This is a genomic window from Macrococcus carouselicus, assembly GCF_004359515.1.
Taxonomy (GTDB): domain Bacteria; phylum Bacillota; class Bacilli; order Staphylococcales; family Staphylococcaceae; genus Macrococcus; species Macrococcus carouselicus.
This window is the reverse complement of record NZ_SCWD01000003.1, coordinates 1-22,771: the sequence shown is the minus strand read 5'-3', so window position 1 is coordinate 22,771 and position 22,771 is coordinate 1. Positions and strand designations below refer to the sequence as shown.

The following is a 22,771-nucleotide window of genomic DNA, read 5'->3' as shown; positions in this document are numbered from 1 at the left end:
AGTATTAATAGACCTTGGAGGATTATGATATGAGAAAGAAGGTTTACGCGTTAACGGCAACAGCAGGTGCATGTGCACTCTATTCATACACAGCAGATGCCAGTGAATACACAGTTAAGCCTAATGATTCATTATGGGCGATTGCGAATCAATACAATACAACAATTTCAGAACTGAAGAGCTTGAATGGCCTGTCTTCAAATTTGATTTTCCCTTATCAGAAGCTGCAGATACCAGACGGTTCGGCTGGCACTTCTGCTGGAACGACCGCGTCTGCTGCACGCACAACATCAATTTCAACAGGCAGTTACTATACAGTGCAGGCAGGTGATAGCTTATCACTGATCGCTGCTAAATATGGAACAACATACACCAGAATTATGAGCCTTAATAATCTGAATTCATATCTGATCTTCCCGGGACAGAGGTTGAAAGTCAGCGGTACGACAACGACACCTGCTTCACCTGCACCAGTTGTTGCTTCAGCACCAGCCGGTAAATATACTGTCAAAGCGGGTGACAGTCTGTCACTCATTGCAGATATGTTCAATGTCACGATTGCTGACTTACAGCGCTGGAACGGTCTGAACTCTTACCTGATTTTCCCGGACCAGCAATTGATCGTCTCCGGCAGCACCAGTGCAACTGCTACTGTACCGGTCACTTCAGCGCCTTATAATCCACCTGTTCAACGCACACCAATGACAACTCCTGTTTTTAATCATCAGAACTTATACGATTATGGCCAATGTACGTGGCACGTTTTCAACCGCCGGGCTACTATCGGTAAAGGTATTTCAACTTACTGGTGGCATGCAAATAACTGGGCAAATGGTGCTCGTAATGATGGTTATGTGGTCAATGATACACCGGCAGTCGGAGCCATCGCTCAGACAACGATGGGGCCTTTAGGACATGTGGCGTTTGTAGAGCGTGTCAACCCGGATGGAACCATTCTGGTTTCTGAAATGAACTATCTTACAGTCCCTACAGTTGTCGGCTATAGAACGCTTAACAAATATCAGATGAGCCAGTACAGTTTTATCCATTAGAACCATTTAACAAGGCGCTGTTTCAAATTGAAACAGCGCCTTTTTATAGACCCATTTTTTTGAGCACACTATCCAGCAGTTCATCTACTAAATCATACAGAATCTGACGCAGCTGTTCGATGATATCTACTTCTTTCTTACGCTCTTCTTCGGTGGAGTTGAAGCCCTCACCGTCTTCATTGACAAATCCATCCATTGACCAGATGCGTAATTTCTTGCTCTTTGCCTGACGCTCAGCTTCCTGCAGCTCGGTCAGATAATCTTTCTGCTGGTACACATAGCCGACACGTGCATACCCTTCACGGACAAGCGTCTCGTTAACCATTTTATCATCGCAGTAAAGATAGACCAGTTCTCGTTTGTAACGGTCATAACGACCCTTTGAATCATGTTCTATACTAAGATTGCAGTTTGAGACAAGCGACTTAGTGAAATCCGCTGCTTCAAGGCTATAAGGCTGTACCGGCGTATTCGGTTTCTTGGATTCAGGTGTATCAACCAGTAGCAGACGAATTGTTTTCTTGTGACCGTGCTGTTTGACGGACATTGTATCCCCGTCTATTACGCGGTCAAGTGTCACTGGAATACGTTCAGCTGCATGGGCTGGCTGTGAACAGATGATCATCAGCAGACTGAAAGTCAATAAATGTTTCACGGTTTCCTCCTTAAAATAGATATTTCATTATTATATCATTATGATAGAATTACAGCGAGGTGACGTTATGAAACGGCGAGGAATAAGTCTCTGTGTGCTCATTGCGCTGGCTGCAACAGTAGCAGGACATTTTGTGCCGCTGATAGGTGCGGCGGTATTCAGTATCATCATAGGAATGTGCGTGAGACCCTTCGTTGATAGACAGTCTGTAGATTCAGGCGCTAAATTCTGTTCGAAAAAAGTGCTGCAAGCCTCCATCGTAATGATGGGGTTGACACTGAACTTCAGAGCAGTGGCAGAACTGGGGTGGTCATCCCTGCCGCTTACGCTTACAACTATTGCGGTTGCACTAATAGCGGGGGTTGTACTCGGGCGTACGCTCAAAGTGTCAGGTAAAATCAGAACATTGATATCAGTAGGTACAGCAATATGCGGCGGTTCAGCGATAGCAGCAGTCAGCCCGATCATAGAAGCGGATGAGGAAGAAGTAGCTTATGCGATTTCGACTATCTTTCTGTTCAATGTTATTGCCGTATTTCTATTTCCGGTGATGGGGCATGCGCTGCACATGTCAGAAGTGACGTTCGGTTACTTGGCGGGTTCTGCAATCAATGACACGAGCAGTGTCGTAGCAGCAGGGTATACATATGGTAACGAGGCGGGAAACACAGCGACAATCGTCAAACTGCTGCGTGCGCTGATGATTGTGCCGCTCTGCCTGATGATCGTCTGGATGAACCGGAAGCAGGTCTCCGTTAAACGGATCTTCCCGTGGTTCATTCTCTATTTCTGTCTGGCAAGTATTGCTGCGACAATTATTCCGATACCAGAAGCAGTGAATATCGTCATTAAGCAGCTTTCTGTCTTGATGATCGCAGTAGCGATGAGTGGCATCGGGCTATCCGTCAATATCCGTCAGTTCAGACGACTCGGCTATCAACCGGTTCTGCTGGGCGCACTGCTCTGGTTTACTGTGACGGCCATGAGTTTAATCATGCTGCATATCAAGTAGGTGAAAAAACAATGAAAAAAACAATATTAGCAGTCCTGCTGGCAGTGATTGCAATATTTCTGCAGAAAAATGAAGCGAAATAAATAAGGAGGTTAAAAAATGAATTATTTCTGGTTGAACTGTGGCTATAATCGCTTTAACCATTTTGAGGACCTGACAGGGCAGATCTCAATCTTTGATTCATCTGTTCATTTCAACCCGTCAGAGGGCTATGCAGCATTCAAACGGGCGCAGATTGGAGATAAAGTGATTTTCTATCAAGTTCAGAATAAACTTGGACTACTGGGCGCCGGAACGGTGATCAAATTTGAAGAACCAAGGCGGGGGCAGATCAAAATCCATTTTAAATACGAAGAGAAATTGCTGCCGCTGACGAAAGATTACCTGGAACGGAATGATCAGCTGAAGATCTCACTCTTCAGGATGAAAGAACAGCTGCTGAATCAGATTAACAAAGAAGACTATGAACTCATCATGGCACTCGGGCGTGGCGAAGAGAAAATCGACCGTTATTTCCTCATAAAAGAAATGGAGAACTTCCAGCCGGATGAGAAATACACCATTTTCACAAAGACAGTGAACGGTATTGAAAGAAACGGCTTCAGACATTATAAAGAAATGCAGCGTGGAGACAAAGTCATCATCTACCGCACAGCACCGGAACGCGGCATCTACGGTACCGCAATCGTCGAAGAATCCATACACAAAAAACCAGTGATGATGGGGCGTACAGATACGACAGCCATCACGATTAAGTATACAGGCGATATAGAAGAACCGCGTACTATCTATGACCTTGACCGTGAGCCGATGCTCCGGGCTCAGTACTTTGTAGAAGAGAACTGGAACGAATCAGTGACAGAGCTCACCAAGATTCAGTATGAAGCAATGCTGCACCCGTCAGAAGAGGAAGAAGCAGCCCCTATCACCTCATACGCGGAACAGCTGGCAAAAGCAGCACCGAAGAAAAGCAGCATACTGAAATATACTGCCGGAGAAAAGAAGACGAAAGAAGTGCAGCACATAGAACTGAAGAAATCAGGAAAACTGATTCATATCTTCATCAACAGCCACTTTACGCCTAAAGTGCTGGAGGTACTGAAATTAGATGAAAGCACACCTCACGCAGTCGCAGACAAGCACTGGACGCAAGGCATGCTGTACGGGCAATATGTCAAAGAGGGTGAAGATACAGTCATCAAAAACGGACTGATCACAGATGCACTTAACAATCAGACATCATTGATCATCGAAGATATCGAGCATGTAGAGAGCCGCTATCTGAAACCACTGATTTACGCGGCAGCCGGAAAGACGATTGAACTCGGGTATGATCAGGCAACAATCGGTGGAGAGAATGCAACATACAAAGTGACAGAGGATTTCAAACTCGTAGGCATCACCTCAATGCCGCTTGAGAAATTGAAACAGCACTTTGCACAGGACATACATCCTTATATCAAGGTCTATCAGCTGAAATAGAAAACAGGCGTAAACGAGTTAACACCTAATCTAATAAGAAGTAAAAAAGACGTTCAATTATGAATGTCTTTTTTAGTTGGGAAGAAAGGAGATGAGGAATACACAAAGTAATGGTTTCCTCCATTTTAGTTTTGCCTTTAACACTTTTAAGAAAGGTTAATTAAAATAATTGAACATCTGTCGTAATAACTCTACTTCAGAAGATAGTAATTAAATATAAAGGTATTAATTATGAAACTTTAAAATATTAGTTCGCACTCTCTGCATTTTAGTTTAAAATATATGAGTAAAACGTATAAATGTCTATACGAAATAGTTTTAGAAAGTAGGGAAGTGCTTTGTCAACTAAACAGTCAGCTCAGCTTGCGCTTGATTTCTTTGCAGCAATTAATAGTACAAGAGCAATCTTGGACGAATTCTCCGAGAAATATCGTCTTAATCTGTTTGATTTAGAATTATTGCTCATTATCTATAAGCATCGTGAAATTCAGCTCAGAACTATTATTCAGGAGGAAATGATTAAGGCGAATCAGATTAACAAATCTGTTAAAAATCTTTACGATCTCAAATTAATCAATAAAGAGCGTCTGCCGATGGATGAACGGACGGTGCAGCTTTCTATCAGAGAATCCAGTCGTGATAAGGTAGAGCATTTAATTGAGAGATTCAGTGATAAGGTGAGAACGATTAATCTGAAATAGTTTTTTGATATCTAGTCGTTAACAGAGAGTGATGAATTCAGCATTTCACATATAAAAGTATAGTAATTCCATATACACTCCTTTAAAATGAATTTGAAAGCGATTTCATTAAGGGGTGTTTTCTAGATGGAGAGTAGTAAAAAGAGAGAAATCAATATCTGGTGGGCGTTACTTCCGCTAGTATTTATGATTGTCAGTATGTTCGGAGCAGTATACTTCTTGGAACTCGCACCACATATTCCGCTGATGATCGGTACAGCGATTGCCGCGCTAGTTGCATATTATCATGGTTTCAGCTGGGAAGAGATTGAGGAGATGATGTATAAGGGGATCAAACTTGCACTTCCTGCGATTATCATCATTATTTTGGTAGGACTTGTCATTGGTGCCTGGATCGGTGGCGGTGTAGTGGCGACAATGATTTATTATGGTCTTAAGATTATAACGCCTTCTATGTTTCTGGTGACTATCTGTATTATCTGCGGCATTGTGTCGCTTGCAATTGGTTCGTCCTGGTCTACGATGGCGACGGTTGGTGTAGCAGGTATGGGGATCGGACTGAGCATGGATATTCCTGCCGGCATGATTGCTGGTGCTGTTATTTCAGGTTCATATTTTGGCGATAAGATGAGTCCGTTATCAGATACTACCAATCTGGCTGCGGGACTTACTGGTACTAATTTATTTGATCATATCAAGCATATGTTCTATACAACGATTCCAGGTCTGATCATTGCATTGATTGCTTATTTCTTTATCGGTCATCGTTTCAGTGGGGCTCACCTTGATATGGATAAAATCAATGCAATCAATGCAGGAATGGAGCAGAATTTCATTCTGTCTCCTTGGCTGCTCATGATTCCTGCTGCGGTTATCCTGCTGGTTGCCTTTAAAGTGCCAGCTGTGCCGGCTCTTGTTGCAGGCATTCTGCTGGGATTCGGTGCTCAGATCTGGGTGCAGGGAGATTCTATTTTGAATGCAGCAACAACACTTCAGTCAGGTTATGTCATGGAATCTAAAAATGAATTATTATCGGAACTCTTCAATAAAGGCGGGTTAGAGTCCATGTTTTTTACGATTTCAATGACGATTGTTGCCATGACTTTCGGTGGTATTTTAGAATACAGCGGGATGCTTACAGCGATTATCACTATCATTCTGAAGTTCGCAAGGAATACCGGCAGTCTGATTGCTGCAACGATTGCGAGCTGCTTTGCTACTAACGCGACTTGTTCTGAGCAGTACATCAGTATCGTAGTACCAAGCCGTATGTATATTAAGGCTTATCTTGATAAAGGGCTGCATCCGAAGAATTTATCACGCGCCCTTGAAGACGGGGGCACGCTGACAAGTGTGTTCATTCCTTGGAATACATGCGGGGTCTTCATTTTTGCGACGCTTGGTGTACATGCGTACGAGTATGGTCCATTCGCCATCCTGAACTATGTAATCCCGTTTATCTCTATTCTTTACGGCTACATCGGTTTTAAGATTGTGAAAATGACGGATGAGGAAAAAGATTATTATACACAGAAAGCAGCAGGATAAGATGCGGGTCTCCGCATCTTTTTTATTTGAAGTCTTTTAGGTGTCTTGACGCCATACCGCAGTCGAGACAGATATAGATACCTTGCTGATCAACGACATGCTTATGAGAACAGTAATCTTTCTCTTTTATAGACATGTCTTGCGTCATATGTGCGATTTCATCTGAGGTCAAGTGTTCCATTATCAGCCCTCCTTTTTTATTCTATACCCCTATAATAAATTTTCATTTTATTTTCATGCTATTATGATAAAGTATAATTAAATAGTTTGATTGAAATTAGAAGAGGTGGAAAAATGAAGAAAAAAGGGTGTTTCAGCTGGTTAGTGATGATAGCATTGATTGTTCTACTCGTAGCTGGTGGATTGGTAGGCTATGCCTATTTCAAAGTAAAGGGCACGGCAGATTCTATACATTCACCAATTTCAGGGCGCGACAAGTCGGAGTTAAGAGAAAAAGCGGTCGACGTTGAGAATAAGGATGCTATATCAGTAGCACTTTTCGGCGTAGACGCTAACTCAAAACGTCTATCTGAAGGTGATCAGGGACGAACTGATACCATCATCCTGCTCAGTATCAATCCTGATAATAAGAAGACGGTCATGGTATCCATCCCCCGCGATACTTACAGCGATATGGTTGGACACGGCACTAAAGAGAAGATTGCCCATGCTTATGCATACGGCGGCGCCAAAATGGCTGTCGATTCTGTGGAGAAACTCATGAATGTACCGGTTGACTATTATGCGGCAATCAATATGGATGGAATGCAGGAACTTATTGATACGGTTGGTGGTGTCGATGTCGTGAGCAATGCGACTTTCAGTGCACAAGGAGAAAGCTTTGTTAAGGGGCGGGAGGTTCATCTTGACGGCAAAAAAGCACTTGTCTTCATTAGAAGCCGTAAGGAAGACGGCGCGGGGAATGACTTCGGTCGACAGGAGCGTCAGCAGATTGTCATCCAAGGGTTAGCTCATAAGTTATTGTCAGCAGAATCTGTCACTAAATTCGACGGCATTCTAAAGGCTGCAAAGAACAATGTAGTGACGGATATGACATTCTCAGATCTGACTTCACTGCAGTCAGCTTATTCTGAAACACTGAACAATGTTGAGAAATATCAACTTGAAGGAACAGGACAGATTATGGATGATGGACTCTGGTACTTCCTCGCTGACGAAACGAAGAAACAGAACATATCTGAGCTTTATAAGGAAAACCTGAAATAGAAAACGAGACTCATGACGAGTCCCGTTTTTTCATATCATTTTTCGTACAGTCAGCTGATAGATGATATTGATGGCTACCGCGCAGCAGACGATGACAATCAGCGCAAAGTGCTGAGGTTGACCTGTCTCAAGACCATATAAGGTGATAAGCAGCATAGCAGCGGGTAATAGAATATTAGTTAGTTTGAAGGCGTTATAAAGACCCGTAAAAATAACAAGCATTTCATTTTTGCTGAGTGTATCAATGAGCTTGTCATCAAAATCACTCTCAAAGCTTTGCGGAAGCTCTCGTTCCGGATAGAGCTTATTGATCATACCGTAACCATAGTAACGCAGCAGAATGGCGATGATAAAGACAATAACACTGACGATACCGAGCCAGAGAGGAACCTGATTAAGCGTTACCATTAAGAATGAAGCGAGTGCGACATAAAACGAAATGATAAGAGCGATATTCATCAAGGAGAATCTCTTGAATGACTGGCGATCCTGTTCATAGTGTTCAAGAGTTGGATCGTTATCTACTTTATAAGCTGCAGCACTATAGAGATAGCCGATTATACCTGCAATAAGAGCAAGGCCAATCAGAATAAGAACAAATGAATCAGAATGCAGTATATCATTAGCAGGAATTTTCCAGAAACGCATGGTAAAGATCAGAATTGAAGCAAGAATAACACATATAACAGGTAGCACATATTTTTTCGACATAAATTTCTCCTTTTAAATGTAGTATACCCGATAAAAATGGGTAAAGTCATATTAATAACCATAACGGAGGATGATTAAATTGGCAAAAACTACAAAAACACAAGCTCAGACTCAAGATGATAAGGTGGTTGCAGCATTAAATCAGCACGTAGCCGATTTTACTGTGCTTTATACGAAGCTTCATAATTTTCACTGGTACGTCAAAGGGCCTACATTCTTTGCCCTTCACACTAAATTTGAAGAGCTTTATACTCAAGCAGGTGCCTATGTAGACGAACTTGCAGAACGTATCCTTGCGATAGGAGGCAATCCGGTCGCAACACTGAAAGAATCGCTTGATTTATCGGTGGTCAAGGAAGCGAAGAAAAATTTATCAGCAGAAGAGATGGTCGCAGACTTATCAGCTGACTTTGATAAAGAGATTGCTCAACTGAAGGAAAGCCAGGAAACAGCTGAAAAAGCCGGCGATGAAATGACTGCTGATATGTTGCTTGGCATGATCACTGAACTTGAGAAACACAACTGGATGCTTAAATCTTATTTAGGATAATAAAGTGATAAATGATTGCACACGGCTAAGCCGTGTGCTTTCTTTGTTTATAGGTGATGTGGTGCTATAATGAAAGTAACCAAAACATAGGAGGATTTAACATGAAACTCTCAAAATACATCGATCACACTTTACTGAAGGCAGATGCAACGGTCACACAGATTGATAAGATTGTCGCAGAAGCGAAGGAATACCGCTTTATGAGTGTTTGTGTCAACCCCACTCATGTTAAACACTGTGCGGAGCAATTACAAGGGACAGACGTACTGGTATGTACAGTTATTGGTTTCCCGCTTGGTGCGACAACGTCAGCGGTGAAAGCCTTTGAAACGAAGGATGCTATAGAGAATGGTGCAGGTGAAATCGATATGGTCATTAATATCGGCGCATTAAAAGGGGGTAATGATGATTTAGTCTATGAAGATATCAAGGCAGTTGTAGATGCAGCGGCAGGCGTGACGACTAAAGTTATTATCGAGACAAGTCTGCTGAACGACGAGGAGAAACGCCGTGCTTCTGAACTTGCTAAGAAAGCGGGGGCTACGTTCGTGAAGACCTCAACTGGCTTCTCAACAGGTGGTGCGACTTATGAAGATGTAAAATTAATGCGCGAGACGGTTGGTCCTGATATGGGCGTTAAAGCTTCAGGCGGTGTACGCTCTCTTGAAGATGTGAACAAGATGATTGAAGCAGGCGCTACTCGAATCGGTGCCAGCGCAGGTGTCGAGATTCTGAACGGACAGGAATCAGAACAAGACTACTAATAAGGAGGATTTCATCATGAGAATGGTAGATATTATCGCGAAGAAACGCGACGGCGGTCAATTGACAACCGAAGAGATCAATTTCTTTATTCAAGGTTACACCAGTGGAGAAATACCTGACTATCAGGCTTCAAGTTTAGCGATGGCCATTTATTTCCAGGATATGGACGACCAGGAACGCGCTGACTTGACGATGGCCATGGTTGAGAGCGGTGATCAGATTGATTTAAGCGAAATCGAGGGTATTAAAGTCGATAAGCATTCAACAGGCGGTGTCGGGGATACGACGACACTTGTTCTTGCCCCGCTGGTAGCAGCTCTGGATATCCCTGTTGCGAAGATGAGTGGACGTGGACTCGGTCATACAGGCGGGACAATCGATAAACTGGAATCGGTGGAAGGTTTCCACGTTGAGATCTCTGACGAGGAATTCGTGCGTCTTGTTAATGAAGATAAAGTGGCCGTGATCGGTCAGACAGGGAACTTGACACCTGCTGATAAGAAGTTATATGCACTGCGTGATGTGACCGGGACAGTGAACAGCATTCCATTGATTGCCTCAAGTATTATGAGCAAGAAGATCGCAGCAGGCTCAGACGCCATCGTACTCGATGTCAAAACAGGTGCGGGTGCCTTCATGAAGACTGATGAAGATGCTGAGAAGCTTGCACATGCTATGGTGAAAATCGGTAATAATGTCGGGCGCCGTACGATGGCGATTATCTCTGACATGAGCCAGCCGCTTGGCTATGCTATCGGTAATGCGCTTGAAGTGCAGGAAGCGATTGAAACACTGCGCGGCGAAGGACCGGAGGACTTGACCGAACTCGTACTGACGCTCGGCAGTCAGATGGTGGTACTTGGCGGCGGTGCTGAGACATTAGATGAAGCGCGCGGGAAACTGCAGGAAGTCATTCAGAATGGTCAGGCACTCGAGAAGTTCCGTACGTTCCTTGAGAACCAGGGAGGCAATGGTGACGTTATAGATGATGTCTCATTGCTGCCACAGGCGAGTTATAAGATTGAAGTCCCTGCTAAATACGCCGGCGTGGTCAGCAGAATAGTGGCTGACGAAATCGGTATCGCTTCCATGCTTCTTGGTGCGGGCCGTGCGACGAAGGATGACCAGATTGACCTTGCAGTCGGACTGATGTTACGTAAAAAAGTCGGCGATAGAGTAGAAGAAGGCGAATCCCTCGTTACCATCTATGCGAACCGTGAAGAGGTAGAGGAAGTCAAAGAAAAGATCTACAGCAATATCGAAATCGCTGATAAAGCTGAAGCACCGAAACTGATTCATACAATCATCACAGAATAGGAGGGGATTATATGTTTAAACGTATTCATCTCATCGTCATGGACTCTGTCGGTATTGGGGAAGCCCCTGACGCAGAGAAATTCGGAGATATAGGCAGCCATACATTAGCACACACATTAGAAGGGTTTAACGGTGAACTGCCGAACCTGGAAAAACTGGGTCTCGGTAACATTGCGGAACTGCCAGTCGTTAAAGCAGTCGATCATCCTCAAGCCTTCTATACGAAACTGAGTGAGGCGTCTGTCGGTAAAGATACGATGACAGGACACTGGGAGATTATGGGTCTTAATATTGACCAGCCATTTAAAGTCTATCCTGACGGTTTCCCTGATGAATTGGTAGAAGAAATCGAAAAGCTATCAGGGCGTAAAGTAGTCGCGAATAAACCCGCATCAGGGACAGCTGTCATTGATGAATACGGTGAACATCAGATGAAGACGGGTGATCTGATTGTCTATACCTCAGCCGACCCGGTGCTGCAGATTGCGGCACACGAAGAGGTTATTCCGCTTGAAGAGTTATACGATATCTGTGAAAAAGTCCGCGAACTGACAAAGGATCCCAAATATCTGATTGGTCGCATCATTGCACGTCCTTATGTCGGAGAACCGGGAAATTTCACCCGTACATCAAACCGGCACGATTATGCGCTGAAACCATTTGACCGTACAGTGATGAATGAACTGAAAGATGCCGGAAAAGAAGTCATCGCTATCGGTAAAATCAACGATATCTATGATGGTGAAGGTGTGACTGAAACAATCCGCACGAAAGATAACATGGACGGCATGGACCAGCTGATGAAAGTCGTGAAAAAGGATTTCGAAGGTTTAAGCTTCCTGAATTTAGTTGATTTTGATGCATTATTCGGTCACCGTCGTAACAAAGAGGGTTATGCGGATGCAATCAAGGCGTTCGATGAGCGATTAGGTGAGCTGCTGCCCGCTTTACACAAGGATGATCTGCTCATCATTACAGCAGACCATGGTAATGATCCGACGGCGCCTGGTACAGACCATACACGTGAATATGTGCCGCTGCTGTTATTCAGCCCGCAGTTCAAAGAAGGGCATCAGCTCGAGAGCCACACTACTTTCGCATCAATCGGTGCGACCGTTGCTGAGAACTTCGGCGTGACGATGCCGAAATTCGGAGAAAGCTACTTAAGTGACTTACATGATTAGACGATTATTTTACGGGGTTATCTATATGACGGCCGGTGTCTTGCATTTCTTGCGAGAGCCTTCATTTACGAATATTGTGCCACCGATGTTTCCTTTCAAGAAAGCTCTGGTGTATATCACAGGCGTCATGGAAGTAGGTTTTGGGCTTTTAATGATTTTCAAAAAGCCGGGCTCTTTATTTAAATTAATGATTAAACTTTTTCTTGTCGCTGTTTTCCCGGCGAATGTCTATATGGCCGTAAAGAAAATCAGCTTGAGAGACAAACAGCTCCCCCCTGCAGTCTTATGGGGCAGACTGCCGCTGCAGTGGTTTTTGATCAAAGAAATGGATAAACTGTAGAATAGAGCCTTGGACCTGGTCCAGGGTTCTACTGTTTTTCAAGCTGTCTCTCAATAGCTTTTAAAGTACAGAGCCAGTCAGCAATGACTTCATAATTACTCTTATGATACGTGTAGCAGTAATCCAGGGGAAATAAGAGCATCATTAATAGGACCAGGGTCAGACGATAAGTCATTTTTAAGGGTCAGTCTGTATTCAGCAAGTGAGGATTGACTGATCAGCTGTTGATATTTATGATGCAGTTCCATTGCTTCCTCTTTGCCGCACTTCTTCATTAATATGATGCGCTCATTTTGATTGAACATATCCTTAACGCCACTTGGACATATCATAGCAGGAGATTTAATGTCGCATGAATGTTATGTAACTAATTGATGAGTGGAAGCAGACGAACGGGGTATATAAAAAAGAAAACGAAAAGAGGTATCTATATGGGTTGTCCTTATCATTTTGAAGAACCACAGAAGAGAAAGAAAAAATCGAATCTCCCTTTGCTTGCAGGACTGGCAATCGGCGCATTATCCATCGGCTATACGGTGATGAAAAATAATCCTCTCCCGCAAACTGCGGGAGAACAAGAGGGAACAGATGATATGAATATCTTTAATAAGCAGATGGGTCATGAATTTTATATGCCGCATTTTATGATTAAAAATGTTCGTACAGAAGCGGCTGATAATGCGCTGACCATTCATGTTGATTATCGTATCAATAAAGTGCTGAATGACTACTTGATCAACAACCGTCCTACTTATTTCTTCAAGCTGATATTGCCCGAAAAATATCAGTCTCTCTTTGAAGAACCTGTGAGAGTAATCAAAGGGGAAGAGATACCTGCTGGTAGCACACGTCCGGATTATACAGCGACGTTCCAGTTCGAAGCTAAACCATCAACAACAGCTGCAGACATTAAAGCAATCAAAGTATCGGATAAAATCCAGATGACGATTCTGGATGAGAAGGACAACGTTCTGAATGATTTTCCGGATGTTTATAATGCGGCAAATATTATCAGATATTAAGTCAGAAAGCAGCTGATTGGTCTGCAGGTCTTTAAGGAGCGCAGCTCAACGCAGTAGAAGGCCGGCTCACTTGCCGTCATTATCCTGTTCTTCTCGTTCCCGGGCTACTTCATTGAAGGATCCAGCATCACCGGTCAGACATCCGCAGATAAATAGACAGACAAAAACGACGCTGAAAAATTTTCAGCGTCGTTTTATTGATTATTTTTTGTCATCCTGATAGATGACTTTCCACCCGTCTTTCTTCGCCAGCATTTCCTCTGCCAACTGCTGTGCGCCTTGTAATGAATGGCTTGCTGCCCAGCCACACTGAACTTCGTTGCAGGCAGGTACTTCAGATGCATTTTTCACGTCATTCAATGTCTTCTCTAAAATAACGAGAACATCATCATAGTTATCGTGGTTGATCAGGCTCAAGTAGAAGCCGGTCTGACAGCCCATCGGTGAGACGTCGACGACTTTGTCTGTATGATTACGAATATTTTCAGCCATCAAGTGTTCAAGTGAATGAAGCGATGGCATTTCCATATGTTCTTTGTTGGGTTGCTTGAAGCGGATATCATATTTATGGATGACATCGCCGTTCTGTCCTTCTTTAATGCCGGCAAGTCGGACGAAAGGGGCCACGACTTTTGTATGGTCTAAGTTGAAGCTTTCAACATTCATTTTTTCCATAGTTCTCTCTCCTTAGTTAATGGTTTTGATTGCGTTGAAGCCATTTTTCAGGTCTTCAAGTAAATCCTCACTATCTTCAATACCCACAGAGATACGGACTAATCCATCAGTGATACCGAGTTCCAGACGACGTTCGCGTGGAATAGAGGCATGGGTCATCTGACTCGGAACAGAGATCAGACTTTCCACCGCACCGAGTGATTCAGCAAGCGTGAAATATTGAAGAGATTTCACCAGTCCCTCCGCACGTTCTTTAGAACCGACGTCGAATGAAATCATGCCCCCGAAGCCGCTTGCCTGACGTTTCTGTGCTTCGAGCGGTTTGCCTTCCAGCAGGCTTGGATGGAAGACTTTCGTGACGGCTTCATTGTTTACTAAGTAATCAACAATCTGCATCGTTGTTTTTTCGGTCTGTTCCATACGGAGCGCAAGTGTTTTAATGCCGCGCACGAGCAGGAAACTGTCCTGCGGCCCTAAAATACCGCCGACTGAGTTCTGGATAAAACCCAGATTTTCAGCGATCTCTTCATCTTTCGTGACGAGTAGGCCGGCGACAACATCACTATGGCCACCGATGTATTTAGTGGCTGAATGAAGGACGATATCTGCGCCTAAATCTAGTGGATTCTGGTAATAAGGGGTCATAAATGTGTTATCAACCACTGCGAGCAGATGATGTTCTTTGGCGATGGCAGCCATTTGCTTAATATCAGTCACGTTGAGAAGCGGATTAGTCGGGGTTTCAATATAGAGCATCTTCGTTTTGTCGGTGATGGCTGCTTTAACTGCCTCTTCGTCCGTCGTATCTACAAAAGAGGATTCGATACCGATACGGTCAAAGACTTTAGTGAAGACACGGTAAGTACCACCGTAGACATCTGAACCGACCACAATATGATCACCTGCATTCAGCAGCATAATGACTGATGACACAGCAGCCATACCTGAACCGAACGCAAATCCGTGCGTCCCATGTTCGATATCAGCAATCAATGTTTCGAGTGCTGAACGTGTCGGGTTCTTTGTCCGGGAATACTCATAACCTTGGCGCAGGTTTCCGATGCCATCCTGTTTATAAGTGCTTGTCTGGTAGATCGGGGCATTGACTGAACCTGTAAATTCATCGACTGTTTTTCCGCCGTGAATCATCATTGTTTTTTTATGCATCATAATTCTCCTTTAGATTTAAAGATTTTCTGTGAGATATAACGATCACTTGCATCAGGGAAAATAACGACGATATTGCCCTGCACGTTTTCAGCCTGCTTTAATGCGGCGACCATAGCGGCGCCTGATGAACTGCCGACAAGGAGACCTTCCTTCTGTGCAAGTTCCTGTACCATTCTGAATGCATCGTCATCAGAAATGGTTTCGACAGCATCAATTAAATCACGTTTCAGAAAGGTAGGCCATACTTCAACACCGATACCTTCTGTACGATGGGAGCCACTTGGTCCGCCGTTCAGGATGGAGCCTTCCGGTTCAACAATCACTGCACGGGCACCATCAGGTTTCATCCGTTCAGCAAGGCCTGTAAAGGTACCGGCACTTCCTGCACCAGCTACCATCATATCGATAGTACCGAGTTCTTCTTTCAGTTCCTGATAGAGCCCCTCATAGCTGGCTGGGTTGTCTTCTGTTTCAAACTGGTTGGCATAGTAAGCACCTGTCTCATCGGCGTAAGCTTTCGCCTGCCGTCTTGCCTCCACCATACCAAGCGAAGCATCAGTATGGACGATTGCAGCACCCAGTGCCTGCATGATCGCCTGTTTTTCGATGCTGAACTTCTCAGGGAGGAAGACTTTTAAGGCCAGGTTGTGCTGCTGGCAGGCGAGGGCAAGTCCGATGCCAGTGTTACCGGCCGTCGCTTCTACTACTTCGTTTCTGATTTCACCACGCTTTATAGCAGATTCAATCAGATTGATACCCAATCTGTCTTTCACAGAGCCACCTAGATTGTACATTTCTAGTTTGGCGAATAACCGGACATCTGCCGGCAAATCGAAGTGTGTCAGTTCAACAAGCGGCGTATGGCCGATTAAATCTGTCGGCTGCTTGAACTTTTTCTTTTTCAGAATCTGCAGATGAGCAAATTTGTTGAGCTGAACAGATTCATAAGTAAAACCTTGACGTTTCGCAATCTTCGACATGACTTCTTTCAGAGGATAATATTCCCGGTTCAAATCGGCAACCAGATTGTGAGATCCTGCTTCTGTGTAATCATGAATCATTTCTTTTTTTTCTTTCTCACTATTGAACATGGTATCAAGTATAATGACCTGACCATCAGCAGTCAGTATGTCGGCATACTGTTTAAGAGCCTGTTCTTTCTCTTCATCTGTCAGATGATGAAAAGCGAAGGAACTAATAATGGTATCGGCTGTCTCTGCATCAAAATTCAGGAAATCGCCCTGTTCAAACTCAATACCTGTTTTGGCTTCACCGATCGCAGCCATATCCGGACTAGGCTCTACAGCAATTACCTCAATACTCCGTGCCAGGAGCAGCAATGTCAGATTACCTGTTCCGGGACCAAATTCAATAGTTTTTCCTGTCGCTCGTTTCGCGGCTTCATTCAACATAAAAGGGTAATTCACAAATACATCTTTATATTCCAGGTCATTCCCATTTACCGCAAAATCATAGCGGTCTGCCCATTCCTTGAATATATCCATAAAAGCTGGTGTCATTCCGTTCACTCCTAAAGTATATTAAACATACCTTTTAACTCGGAATTTATATTAACACGAATGACACTTTATTACAATAAAATGCTTTGTGAATATTCAAACAAAGTATTATAATGTGTGCAAGTTTATCATTAACCGGAAGATACGAGAGGAGGGAGTCCTATGCGCCGAGTCAATGTCATACCTTATGATAGCATCTGGCAGCACCTCTATTTAGGAGAGGTGCAGCTGCTGAAAGGTCTTTTTGAAGATGAGTTAATCGAAATTCATCATATAGGATCCACTGCCGTCCCTGGCCTTGCAGCAAAACCCATTATAGATATACTGCTTGTCGTTAAGAAGATTGATCATGTAGATATTCTTAACGGGCAGCTTGAAGCTATAGGTTATAAGACAAAAGGTGAGAATGGCATTAAGGGACGACGCTATTTTGAAAAAGGGGGAATGAATAGAACACATCATCTTCATGTCTATCAGGAAAATAATGATCATATCAGACGTCATCTGGCCTTCCGGGATTATCTCCGGAATTTCAGTGGTGAAGCGGAGCGTTATGGCCAGCTGAAGATGGAACTTGCGAAACTTTATCCATTCGATATTGATTCTTATATTGCTGGTAAAGATATCTTCGTTCGGGTGGTGGAAGTAAAAGCTATCAACTGGTATGACAGAAAGAGCGGGGAAAAAACAGAAAAAAAACAGAGAAGCTGAGCGGCTAACCTTAAAGTTTCCTTAAATTTAGCGGTCAGCTATTGTAGGAGCAGACTTATCGTGCTATAAAAACGTAAAGAGGTGATTTGATGGTAAGCGTGCTGATTGTTGAAGATGAAGTGGAGATTGCGGAAATGATAAAATTCATCCTGGAAAGAGATGGCTATGCACCGATTGATATAGCCCATACTTTTCAGCAGGGCTGTGACATGGCTCATGATTATGATGCCTATATTCTGGACATCAATCTGCCGGACGGTAATGGCTATACCATTGCTGAGAAGATTCGAAGAAAATCCGATGCACCGATTCTCTACGTATCGGCTAACGTGACGGATGAGGATAAATTGGCTGGATTTGCGACAGGAGCAGATGATTATATCACGAAGCCGTTCAATCCTCTTATTCTGGCAGCACGTGTGAAAGCGAATACCGACCGCTATATAAGGTCCAAGCAGCCACTTGACTTCTTTTTCAATGAACGGACTGCGGAACTGACCGTCAACGACCGGATTCATCATCTGTCCGGCAAACAGTACCTTCTGATGCAGTACTTGTTTGAGAATCAGAACAAAGTACTGACGAAAGAAGAGATCTACGAGGCAGTCTGGGATAACCAGTTCATCGATGAAAATACAGTGATGGTCCATATCCGTAAGCTCCGCGAAAAAATAGAAGAAGTACCGAGCGATCCTGTCAGACTTCTGACTGTGAGAAGTGTCGGTTACATCCTGAAAGTGGACCGGAATTGAAGACGACGGCACGTAAATTCACATGGAAGTTCATCGGTTACTTCTCATTGTTCTATGCACTTATCAATCTGCTCCTCCTGATGCTGTTCGCTTATTCGATGATGCGTTATTCAGATAGACTGACAAGTGGCAATCTGTCAGCGCAGAGCACAGAGACCATCCAGACACTTATTGACTTCAGTGATGAAGAAAATATGAGTATCACACCGGAACTGGAGAAAGCACTGAAAGAGCAGGAGGGCATGCTGCTGATCCGTGATAACAAGGGTCAGATCATCAAAGTCTTCAATAATGAAGAGACCCTTCACACGCTCAGCTGGTATTATCTTCCCGGTGTCACAACGTGGACGTTAAGTGAGCGCTATCAGGCGATTTTTATCGATAGACAGCCCCTCGTCAAAGCGGCAGAGCTCTTTGACCTCCGGCAGAATACTGAACTGCAGCATTATATGGATGAACATAATCTGTCACTTTTTAAGCAGGATATGAAGAATGATAAGCTTGAGAAAGTATATGGTAATTTCAGAACAGCAGATGTTGAAAAATACTGGTTCATGGATCTGAACAACGATAACTTCAATAAGTATGTACTCAGAGAAACGATGCGCGATGATGAATATTTCCTCTTCGTGGCTGAAAATCAGCATGCCAGGGACAAACGGATCATTGTGGACGAAAACGGCCTATTCATGGATAAGGATTTTGTTAAGGATATTTTAAGTTTTCTGATGTGGTATTTCATTTTCTCACTTACTATTTTCTTTATCATTCTTGCTCTTGCCTACTTTGTCAGCCGCAATTTCGCACGACCGCTTATTCATTTTGTTAACTGGTTGAATCAGCTTCGCCAGGGAATTTATAAAGTTCCTGACAATCAGGCGATCTATCGACGTGGACGGATGCGCAGAAAATATCGTATGTATACAACGGTTGATGAATCCATCCGTGAACTGACAGAGAAGCTGGAGAGCGATAAAACTTACCAGAAGAGGATCACAGCATTACGCGAGGAATGGATTGCGGGTATTACACATGACCTCAAGACACCACTCAGTTCAATATACGGTTATAGCAAGCTGTTGAACAGTCCGATTGATATCAGTTGCGAGGACCGTAAACGTTTCGCTGAAATCATTGAAGACAAGGCCATGTATATTGATTCATTGCTGAAAGACCTTAATATGACTTATCAGATGAAAAATGATGTTTTTGAATTCAATAAGCAGATGATCAATGTAGGGGATTACGTGCAGACCTTTATTGAATCATTCAATCATCCTAATCTGCACGGAGTGAATCAGCTGAACGAGTCTATTAAGCTTGATAAAGAGCGGATGAACCGTGTTCTCATGAATATCGTATCGAATGCATTTATCTATAATGACGATATAGAAGTCTGGATCAATGCGTTTATGGAAGACGGATATATCGTCATCGAAATAGCTGATAATGGCAAAGGGATTCCTGAAAGCGAAATCCCCTACATATTCGACCGATATTATCGTGGCACCAATACTTCCTCCAATCATGAAGGATCTGGACTGGGTCTTGCAGTAGCAAAACAGATTGTCGAGAATCATGACGGTAAGATCGAGGTAAACAGTTCGATTGCAGGTACAAAGTTTCTGATTCGATTACCGAAAGATTAAACTGTTGACGAAACGGTCAGGAAATTATATAGTTAGTTTTAAATAATTCCATACTTATCAAGAAGGATCGAGGGATAGGCCCGATGACATCCAGCAACCTACCGTTTTGGCAAGGTGCTAAGTCCTACAGCATGCGCTGGAAGATAAGACTGTACAGACATTCCTTATCTTGGAATGTCTTTTTTGTTAAGTGTAAGGAAGTGAAGGAGCAAATTTGATGGATCATATTGAAAATAGAGTTTTAGCATATATTAATACACATGAACAAGGTATAATTGCACTGAGTCATGCGATACATGCAAGACCAGAACTCGGCAATGAGGAATTCTTTGCTTCAGCAGAACTATCATCACTGCTTGAGAAGAACGACTTTCATGTTGAACGTGACATTGCAGGACATGCAACAGGTTTTATAGCAACTTATCAAAGCAAGAAGGAAGGTCCGGTCATCGCCTTTCTTGCAGAATATGACGCACTGCCAGGTCTTGGTCATGCCTGTGGGCATAATATCATCGGCACCAGCAGCATTCTAGCTGCACTGAGTCTGAAGACTGTGCTGGATGATATTGGGGGCACCATTAAAGTATTCGGTTCGCCGGCGGAAGAAGGCGGTGTCAACGGCAGTGCTAAAGCGAGTTATGTTAAGGCAGGCCTATTTGATGACAGCGATATCGCACTGATGATTCACCCCGGACATGAATCCTACCGCACAGTGCCGACACTGGCAGTAGATGTCTTTGAAGTTGAGTTCTTCGGCAAGAGTGCACATGCTTCTGAAAGTGCCTATAACGGTATCAATGCACTGGATATGATGATCAGCTTCTTCAATGGTATCGCTCAGCTCAGACAGCACATCAAACCGAAAGATAAAGTTCATGGCGTCATCCTGGATGGTGGAGCAAGTGCCAATATCATTCCTGACTATACGAAAGCCCGTCTTTATACGCGGTCGCTCAGCCGTTCTTCACTGAATCAGCTGACAACCAGAGTAGAGGAAATTGCGCACGGTGCTGCACAGATGGCCGGTGGAACAGCTAAACTGACGCATATCCAGAACGGGGTAGATGAGTTTATTCTGAATGACCGACTTGATGATTTATTTGAACGACACGCGAAGAAGCATAATGAGCCGATCGAACATGACGATTTTGGCTTCGGTTCCACGGATACTGGCAATGTCAGTCATGTTATTCCGACTATCCATCCTCATCTGAAGATGGGGCCATCCACGCTTGTAGGACATACGCCTGAATTCAGAGAAGCAGCGGCCAGTCCGGGCGGCGACCGAGCTTTGATTCAGGGTGCACGCATAATGGCAACAATGGCAGTTGAGCTGATTACTCAGCCGGACCAGTTAAACAGCATTCAGCAATTACATATACATTTGAAGGAGTAACAAATGAATAATTTCTTATCTAGACGCCCACTGACTATGCATCAGCTGTACGGCGATCATGTTATATTTACGTCACGTCCATCATTCGAAAAAAATCCATGGCTGACAACAGAAGAGCATCAGGCCAATATGCTGACAGCAAGAGAACTGCTCATTGCTGATATGCCGGTCATCATCCACGAGGCAACTGTTGGCGAGAAATCCAGAGCGCTGATGCAGGCGGCAGGAATGGAATTTCCGTCTTCTTATCGTACTTTCAAAGATGCAGAGAGCTATGCGGAACGCCTTCGGGAAGCAGAGGCAGCGGGTGAAAAGATTTTCTTCCAGTATACACATGGTGAAGAGTTTGTTGAGCCCTCGACCTATTATATTGACAAAGAATTATTTGTAGCACTCAATAATAAAATGAAACTTGCTAAATGGACAAAAGGCAAGTTTCTGCCGAAGCGCAAAGTTGTGCCAGTGCGTCAACTATCAGAGGAGCTGCAGAAATGGGACTATCCATACGTCATCAAACCAGGTGATGATCATCCTACTGCTGGCGGATACGGCGTCATGATCTGTTATAATAGTCAGGACCGGGATAAAGCGCTCAGCCGTATACAGGAAGCGGAGACAGATGCAGATTTTGTCATCGAGGATTACATCAGAACTGAGCAGAATTACTGTGTACAGTATGCCTATAGTGAGGCAACTGGCCTGCAGTACATCGGTGCTTCTATTCAGAACACCAATGAATATGGTAAGTATCACGGCAACATCACAGCTCATCATGTACCTGAGCAGGTCATTGCAGCTGGCCGGGAGATTATGGAGAATGGTGTAGCAGCAGGATACCGCGGTATTGCTGGATTCGATCTGCTGGTCGACGATCAAGGAGAAGTTTATGCGATAGATCTTAACTTCAGACAGAATGGTTCAACGTCCATGCTGATTATGGATGAACTGCTGGCAGGCGATTATGAGAAATTCTTCGGTACTTTCGCTAAGGTGAGCAATGACGCTTTCTATAATCGCCTGATGGAAGAAGTCCGGGCCGGTCGGCTGTTTCCACTTGCTTATTATGACGGAGACTACTTTACAGAAGAAGGGATTCCGTCAAGATTTGTAGGCATCTGGCATGGTGAAAAAGAAGATGTTGAAGCACATGACCAGGCATTCGCACAATTTAATCAAGATTAATCGAAATTAAAAGAGAGGCAGCGTGTACTGCACCCCAAAAGTTAGACCTAAAATCTAACGTTTGGGGTGCTTTTATTTGGCTAAATATGATCTGGAATTCAAGATGAAAGTAGTAAATGAATATATCAATGGTCCGGGAGGATATAAGAC

24 protein-coding genes and 1 riboswitch are annotated in these 22,771 nt (G+C 43.7%); of the genes, 17 read left to right on the top strand and 7 right to left on the bottom strand.

Going from position 1 to position 22,771, the window contains the following annotated elements; all coding sequences use genetic code 11:
* Window positions 1–29: 29 nt before the first annotated feature.
* On the top strand, window positions 30–1,052 hold the full coding sequence (locus ERX40_RS08270) for a LysM peptidoglycan-binding domain-containing protein (RefSeq protein WP_133418040.1): 1,023 nt from the start codon (window positions 30–32) through the stop codon (window positions 1,050–1,052).
* 43 nt (window positions 1,053–1,095) lie between these two features.
* On the opposite strand, the gene ERX40_RS08265 is transcribed toward ERX40_RS08270, so the two are convergent.
* Window positions 1,096–1,707, bottom strand: coding sequence for a thermonuclease family protein (locus tag ERX40_RS08265; protein WP_133418039.1), 612 nt, complete (start codon window positions 1,705–1,707; stop codon window positions 1,096–1,098).
* Window positions 1,708–1,774: 67 nt separating this feature from the next.
* On the opposite strand from ERX40_RS08265, the gene ERX40_RS08260 reads away from it, so the two are divergent.
* From ERX40_RS08260 to nhaC, 4 genes are all read left to right on the top strand, one after another.
* The gene (locus ERX40_RS08260) at window positions 1,775–2,719 is read left to right on the top strand and encodes a YeiH family protein (protein WP_133418038.1); all 945 of its coding nucleotides are present in this window, start codon (window positions 1,775–1,777) and stop codon (window positions 2,717–2,719) included.
* Window positions 2,720–2,818: 99 nt separating this feature from the next.
* Window positions 2,819–4,201: an EVE domain-containing protein gene (locus ERX40_RS08255; RefSeq protein ID WP_133418037.1), complete on the top strand. Its 1,383-nt coding sequence runs from the start codon at window positions 2,819–2,821 to the stop codon at window positions 4,199–4,201.
* A gap of 338 nt (window positions 4,202–4,539) precedes the next feature.
* Window positions 4,540–4,902: a transcriptional regulator, SarA/Rot family gene (locus ERX40_RS08250; protein WP_133418036.1), complete on the top strand. Its 363-nt coding sequence runs from the start codon at window positions 4,540–4,542 to the stop codon at window positions 4,900–4,902.
* A 126-nt stretch (window positions 4,903–5,028) separates the two neighbouring features.
* Complete coding sequence (gene nhaC, locus ERX40_RS08245) at window positions 5,029–6,450, top strand: Na+/H+ antiporter NhaC (protein WP_133418035.1); 1,422 nt, start codon at window positions 5,029–5,031, stop codon at window positions 6,448–6,450.
* Between the two features lie 22 nt (window positions 6,451–6,472).
* Here nhaC and ERX40_RS11300 read toward each other — a convergent pair whose 3' ends face one another.
* Window positions 6,473–6,631: a hypothetical protein gene (locus ERX40_RS11300; RefSeq protein WP_165980720.1), complete on the bottom strand. Its 159-nt coding sequence runs from the start codon at window positions 6,629–6,631 to the stop codon at window positions 6,473–6,475.
* Window positions 6,632–6,744: 113 nt separating this feature from the next.
* Here ERX40_RS11300 and ERX40_RS08240 point away from each other — a divergent pair, with 113 nt between their 5' ends.
* Window positions 6,745–7,677 carry an LCP family glycopolymer transferase gene (locus ERX40_RS08240; protein WP_133418034.1) on the top strand — a complete coding sequence of 311 codons (933 nt, stop codon included), beginning with the start codon at window positions 6,745–6,747 and terminating at the stop codon, window positions 7,675–7,677.
* 30 nt (window positions 7,678–7,707) lie between these two features.
* On the opposite strand, the gene ERX40_RS08235 is transcribed toward ERX40_RS08240, so the two are convergent.
* Window positions 7,708–8,388, bottom strand: a complete 681-nt coding sequence (locus ERX40_RS08235) for a DUF3169 family protein (protein ID WP_133418033.1) — start codon at window positions 8,386–8,388, stop codon at window positions 7,708–7,710.
* A 79-nt stretch (window positions 8,389–8,467) separates the two neighbouring features.
* Here ERX40_RS08235 and ERX40_RS08230 point away from each other — a divergent pair, with 79 nt between their 5' ends.
* The 5 genes from ERX40_RS08230 to ERX40_RS08210 all read left to right on the top strand — a co-directional run bounded on the left by ERX40_RS08230 (window position 8,468) and on the right by ERX40_RS08210 (window position 12,544).
* Window positions 8,468–8,938 carry a Dps family protein gene (locus ERX40_RS08230; RefSeq protein WP_243713026.1) on the top strand — a complete coding sequence of 157 codons (471 nt, stop codon included), beginning with the start codon at window positions 8,468–8,470 and terminating at the stop codon, window positions 8,936–8,938.
* Between the two features lie 101 nt (window positions 8,939–9,039).
* The gene (deoC, locus tag ERX40_RS08225; RefSeq protein ID WP_133418031.1) at window positions 9,040–9,702 is read left to right on the top strand and encodes a deoxyribose-phosphate aldolase; all 663 of its coding nucleotides are present in this window, start codon (window positions 9,040–9,042) and stop codon (window positions 9,700–9,702) included.
* Window positions 9,703–9,718: 16 nt separating this feature from the next.
* Entirely contained in the window at window positions 9,719–11,020 is a 1,302-nt protein-coding gene (locus tag ERX40_RS08220) for a pyrimidine-nucleoside phosphorylase (protein ID WP_133418030.1), read from the top strand.
* Between the two features lie 11 nt (window positions 11,021–11,031).
* The gene (gene deoB, locus ERX40_RS08215; RefSeq protein WP_133418029.1) at window positions 11,032–12,204 is read left to right on the top strand and encodes a phosphopentomutase; all 1,173 of its coding nucleotides are present in this window, start codon (window positions 11,032–11,034) and stop codon (window positions 12,202–12,204) included.
* The gene (locus tag ERX40_RS08210) at window positions 12,197–12,544 is read left to right on the top strand and encodes a DoxX family protein (protein ID WP_133418028.1); all 348 of its coding nucleotides are present in this window, start codon (window positions 12,197–12,199) and stop codon (window positions 12,542–12,544) included. The genes deoB and ERX40_RS08210 overlap by 8 nt, the downstream gene beginning before the upstream one ends.
* Window positions 12,545–12,645: 101 nt before the next feature.
* Here the strand turns inward: ERX40_RS08210 and ERX40_RS08205 are convergent, their stop codons facing one another.
* Window positions 12,646–12,849, bottom strand: a complete 204-nt coding sequence (locus tag ERX40_RS08205) for a hypothetical protein (protein WP_133418027.1) — start codon at window positions 12,847–12,849, stop codon at window positions 12,646–12,648.
* A 126-nt stretch (window positions 12,850–12,975) separates the two neighbouring features.
* Between ERX40_RS08205 and ERX40_RS08200 the strand changes: the two genes are divergently transcribed.
* Window positions 12,976–13,566, top strand: a complete 591-nt coding sequence (locus ERX40_RS08200; protein ID WP_133418026.1) for a hypothetical protein — start codon at window positions 12,976–12,978, stop codon at window positions 13,564–13,566.
* A gap of 201 nt (window positions 13,567–13,767) precedes the next feature.
* On the opposite strand, the gene ERX40_RS08195 is transcribed toward ERX40_RS08200, so the two are convergent.
* Genes ERX40_RS08195 through ERX40_RS11610 form a run of 3 tightly spaced genes read right to left on the bottom strand, consistent with a single transcriptional unit; the run spans window position 13,768 to window position 16,931 of the window.
* Window positions 13,768–14,241: an S-ribosylhomocysteine lyase gene (locus ERX40_RS08195; RefSeq protein ID WP_133418025.1), complete on the bottom strand. Its 474-nt coding sequence runs from the start codon at window positions 14,239–14,241 to the stop codon at window positions 13,768–13,770.
* A 12-nt stretch (window positions 14,242–14,253) separates the two neighbouring features.
* Window positions 14,254–15,408, bottom strand: a complete 1,155-nt coding sequence (locus ERX40_RS08190) for a bifunctional cystathionine gamma-lyase/homocysteine desulfhydrase (RefSeq protein ID WP_133418024.1) — start codon at window positions 15,406–15,408, stop codon at window positions 14,254–14,256.
* Window positions 15,408–16,931, bottom strand: coding sequence for a pyridoxal-phosphate dependent enzyme (locus ERX40_RS11610; protein WP_133418023.1), 1,524 nt, complete (start codon window positions 16,929–16,931; stop codon window positions 15,408–15,410). Before ERX40_RS11610 ends, ERX40_RS08190 begins: the two co-directional genes overlap by 1 nt.
* Window positions 16,932–17,093: 162 nt before the next feature.
* Here ERX40_RS11610 and ERX40_RS08180 point away from each other — a divergent pair, with 162 nt between their 5' ends.
* From ERX40_RS08180 to ldmS, 5 genes are all read left to right on the top strand, one after another.
* A complete protein-coding gene (locus ERX40_RS08180) occupies window positions 17,094–17,642 on the top strand; it encodes a GrpB family protein (RefSeq protein ID WP_133418022.1) in 549 nt (182 codons plus the stop codon).
* Between the two features lie 89 nt (window positions 17,643–17,731).
* The gene (locus ERX40_RS08175) at window positions 17,732–18,394 is read left to right on the top strand and encodes a response regulator transcription factor (protein ID WP_133418021.1); all 663 of its coding nucleotides are present in this window, start codon (window positions 17,732–17,734) and stop codon (window positions 18,392–18,394) included.
* A complete protein-coding gene (locus tag ERX40_RS08170; protein WP_133418020.1) occupies window positions 18,391–20,043 on the top strand; it encodes a HAMP domain-containing sensor histidine kinase in 1,653 nt (550 codons plus the stop codon). Before ERX40_RS08175 ends, ERX40_RS08170 begins: the two co-directional genes overlap by 4 nt.
* Window positions 20,044–20,094: 51 nt before the next feature.
* Window positions 20,095–20,193, top strand: a riboswitch (SAM riboswitch).
* Between the two features lie 67 nt (window positions 20,194–20,260).
* A complete protein-coding gene (locus tag ERX40_RS08165) occupies window positions 20,261–21,439 on the top strand; it encodes a M20 family metallopeptidase (RefSeq protein WP_133418019.1) in 1,179 nt (392 codons plus the stop codon).
* Window positions 21,440–21,442: 3 nt separating this feature from the next.
* A complete protein-coding gene (gene ldmS, locus ERX40_RS08160) occupies window positions 21,443–22,621 on the top strand; it encodes an L-aspartate--L-methionine ligase LdmS (RefSeq protein WP_133418018.1) in 1,179 nt (392 codons plus the stop codon).
* Window positions 22,622–22,771: the final 150 nt, after the last annotated feature.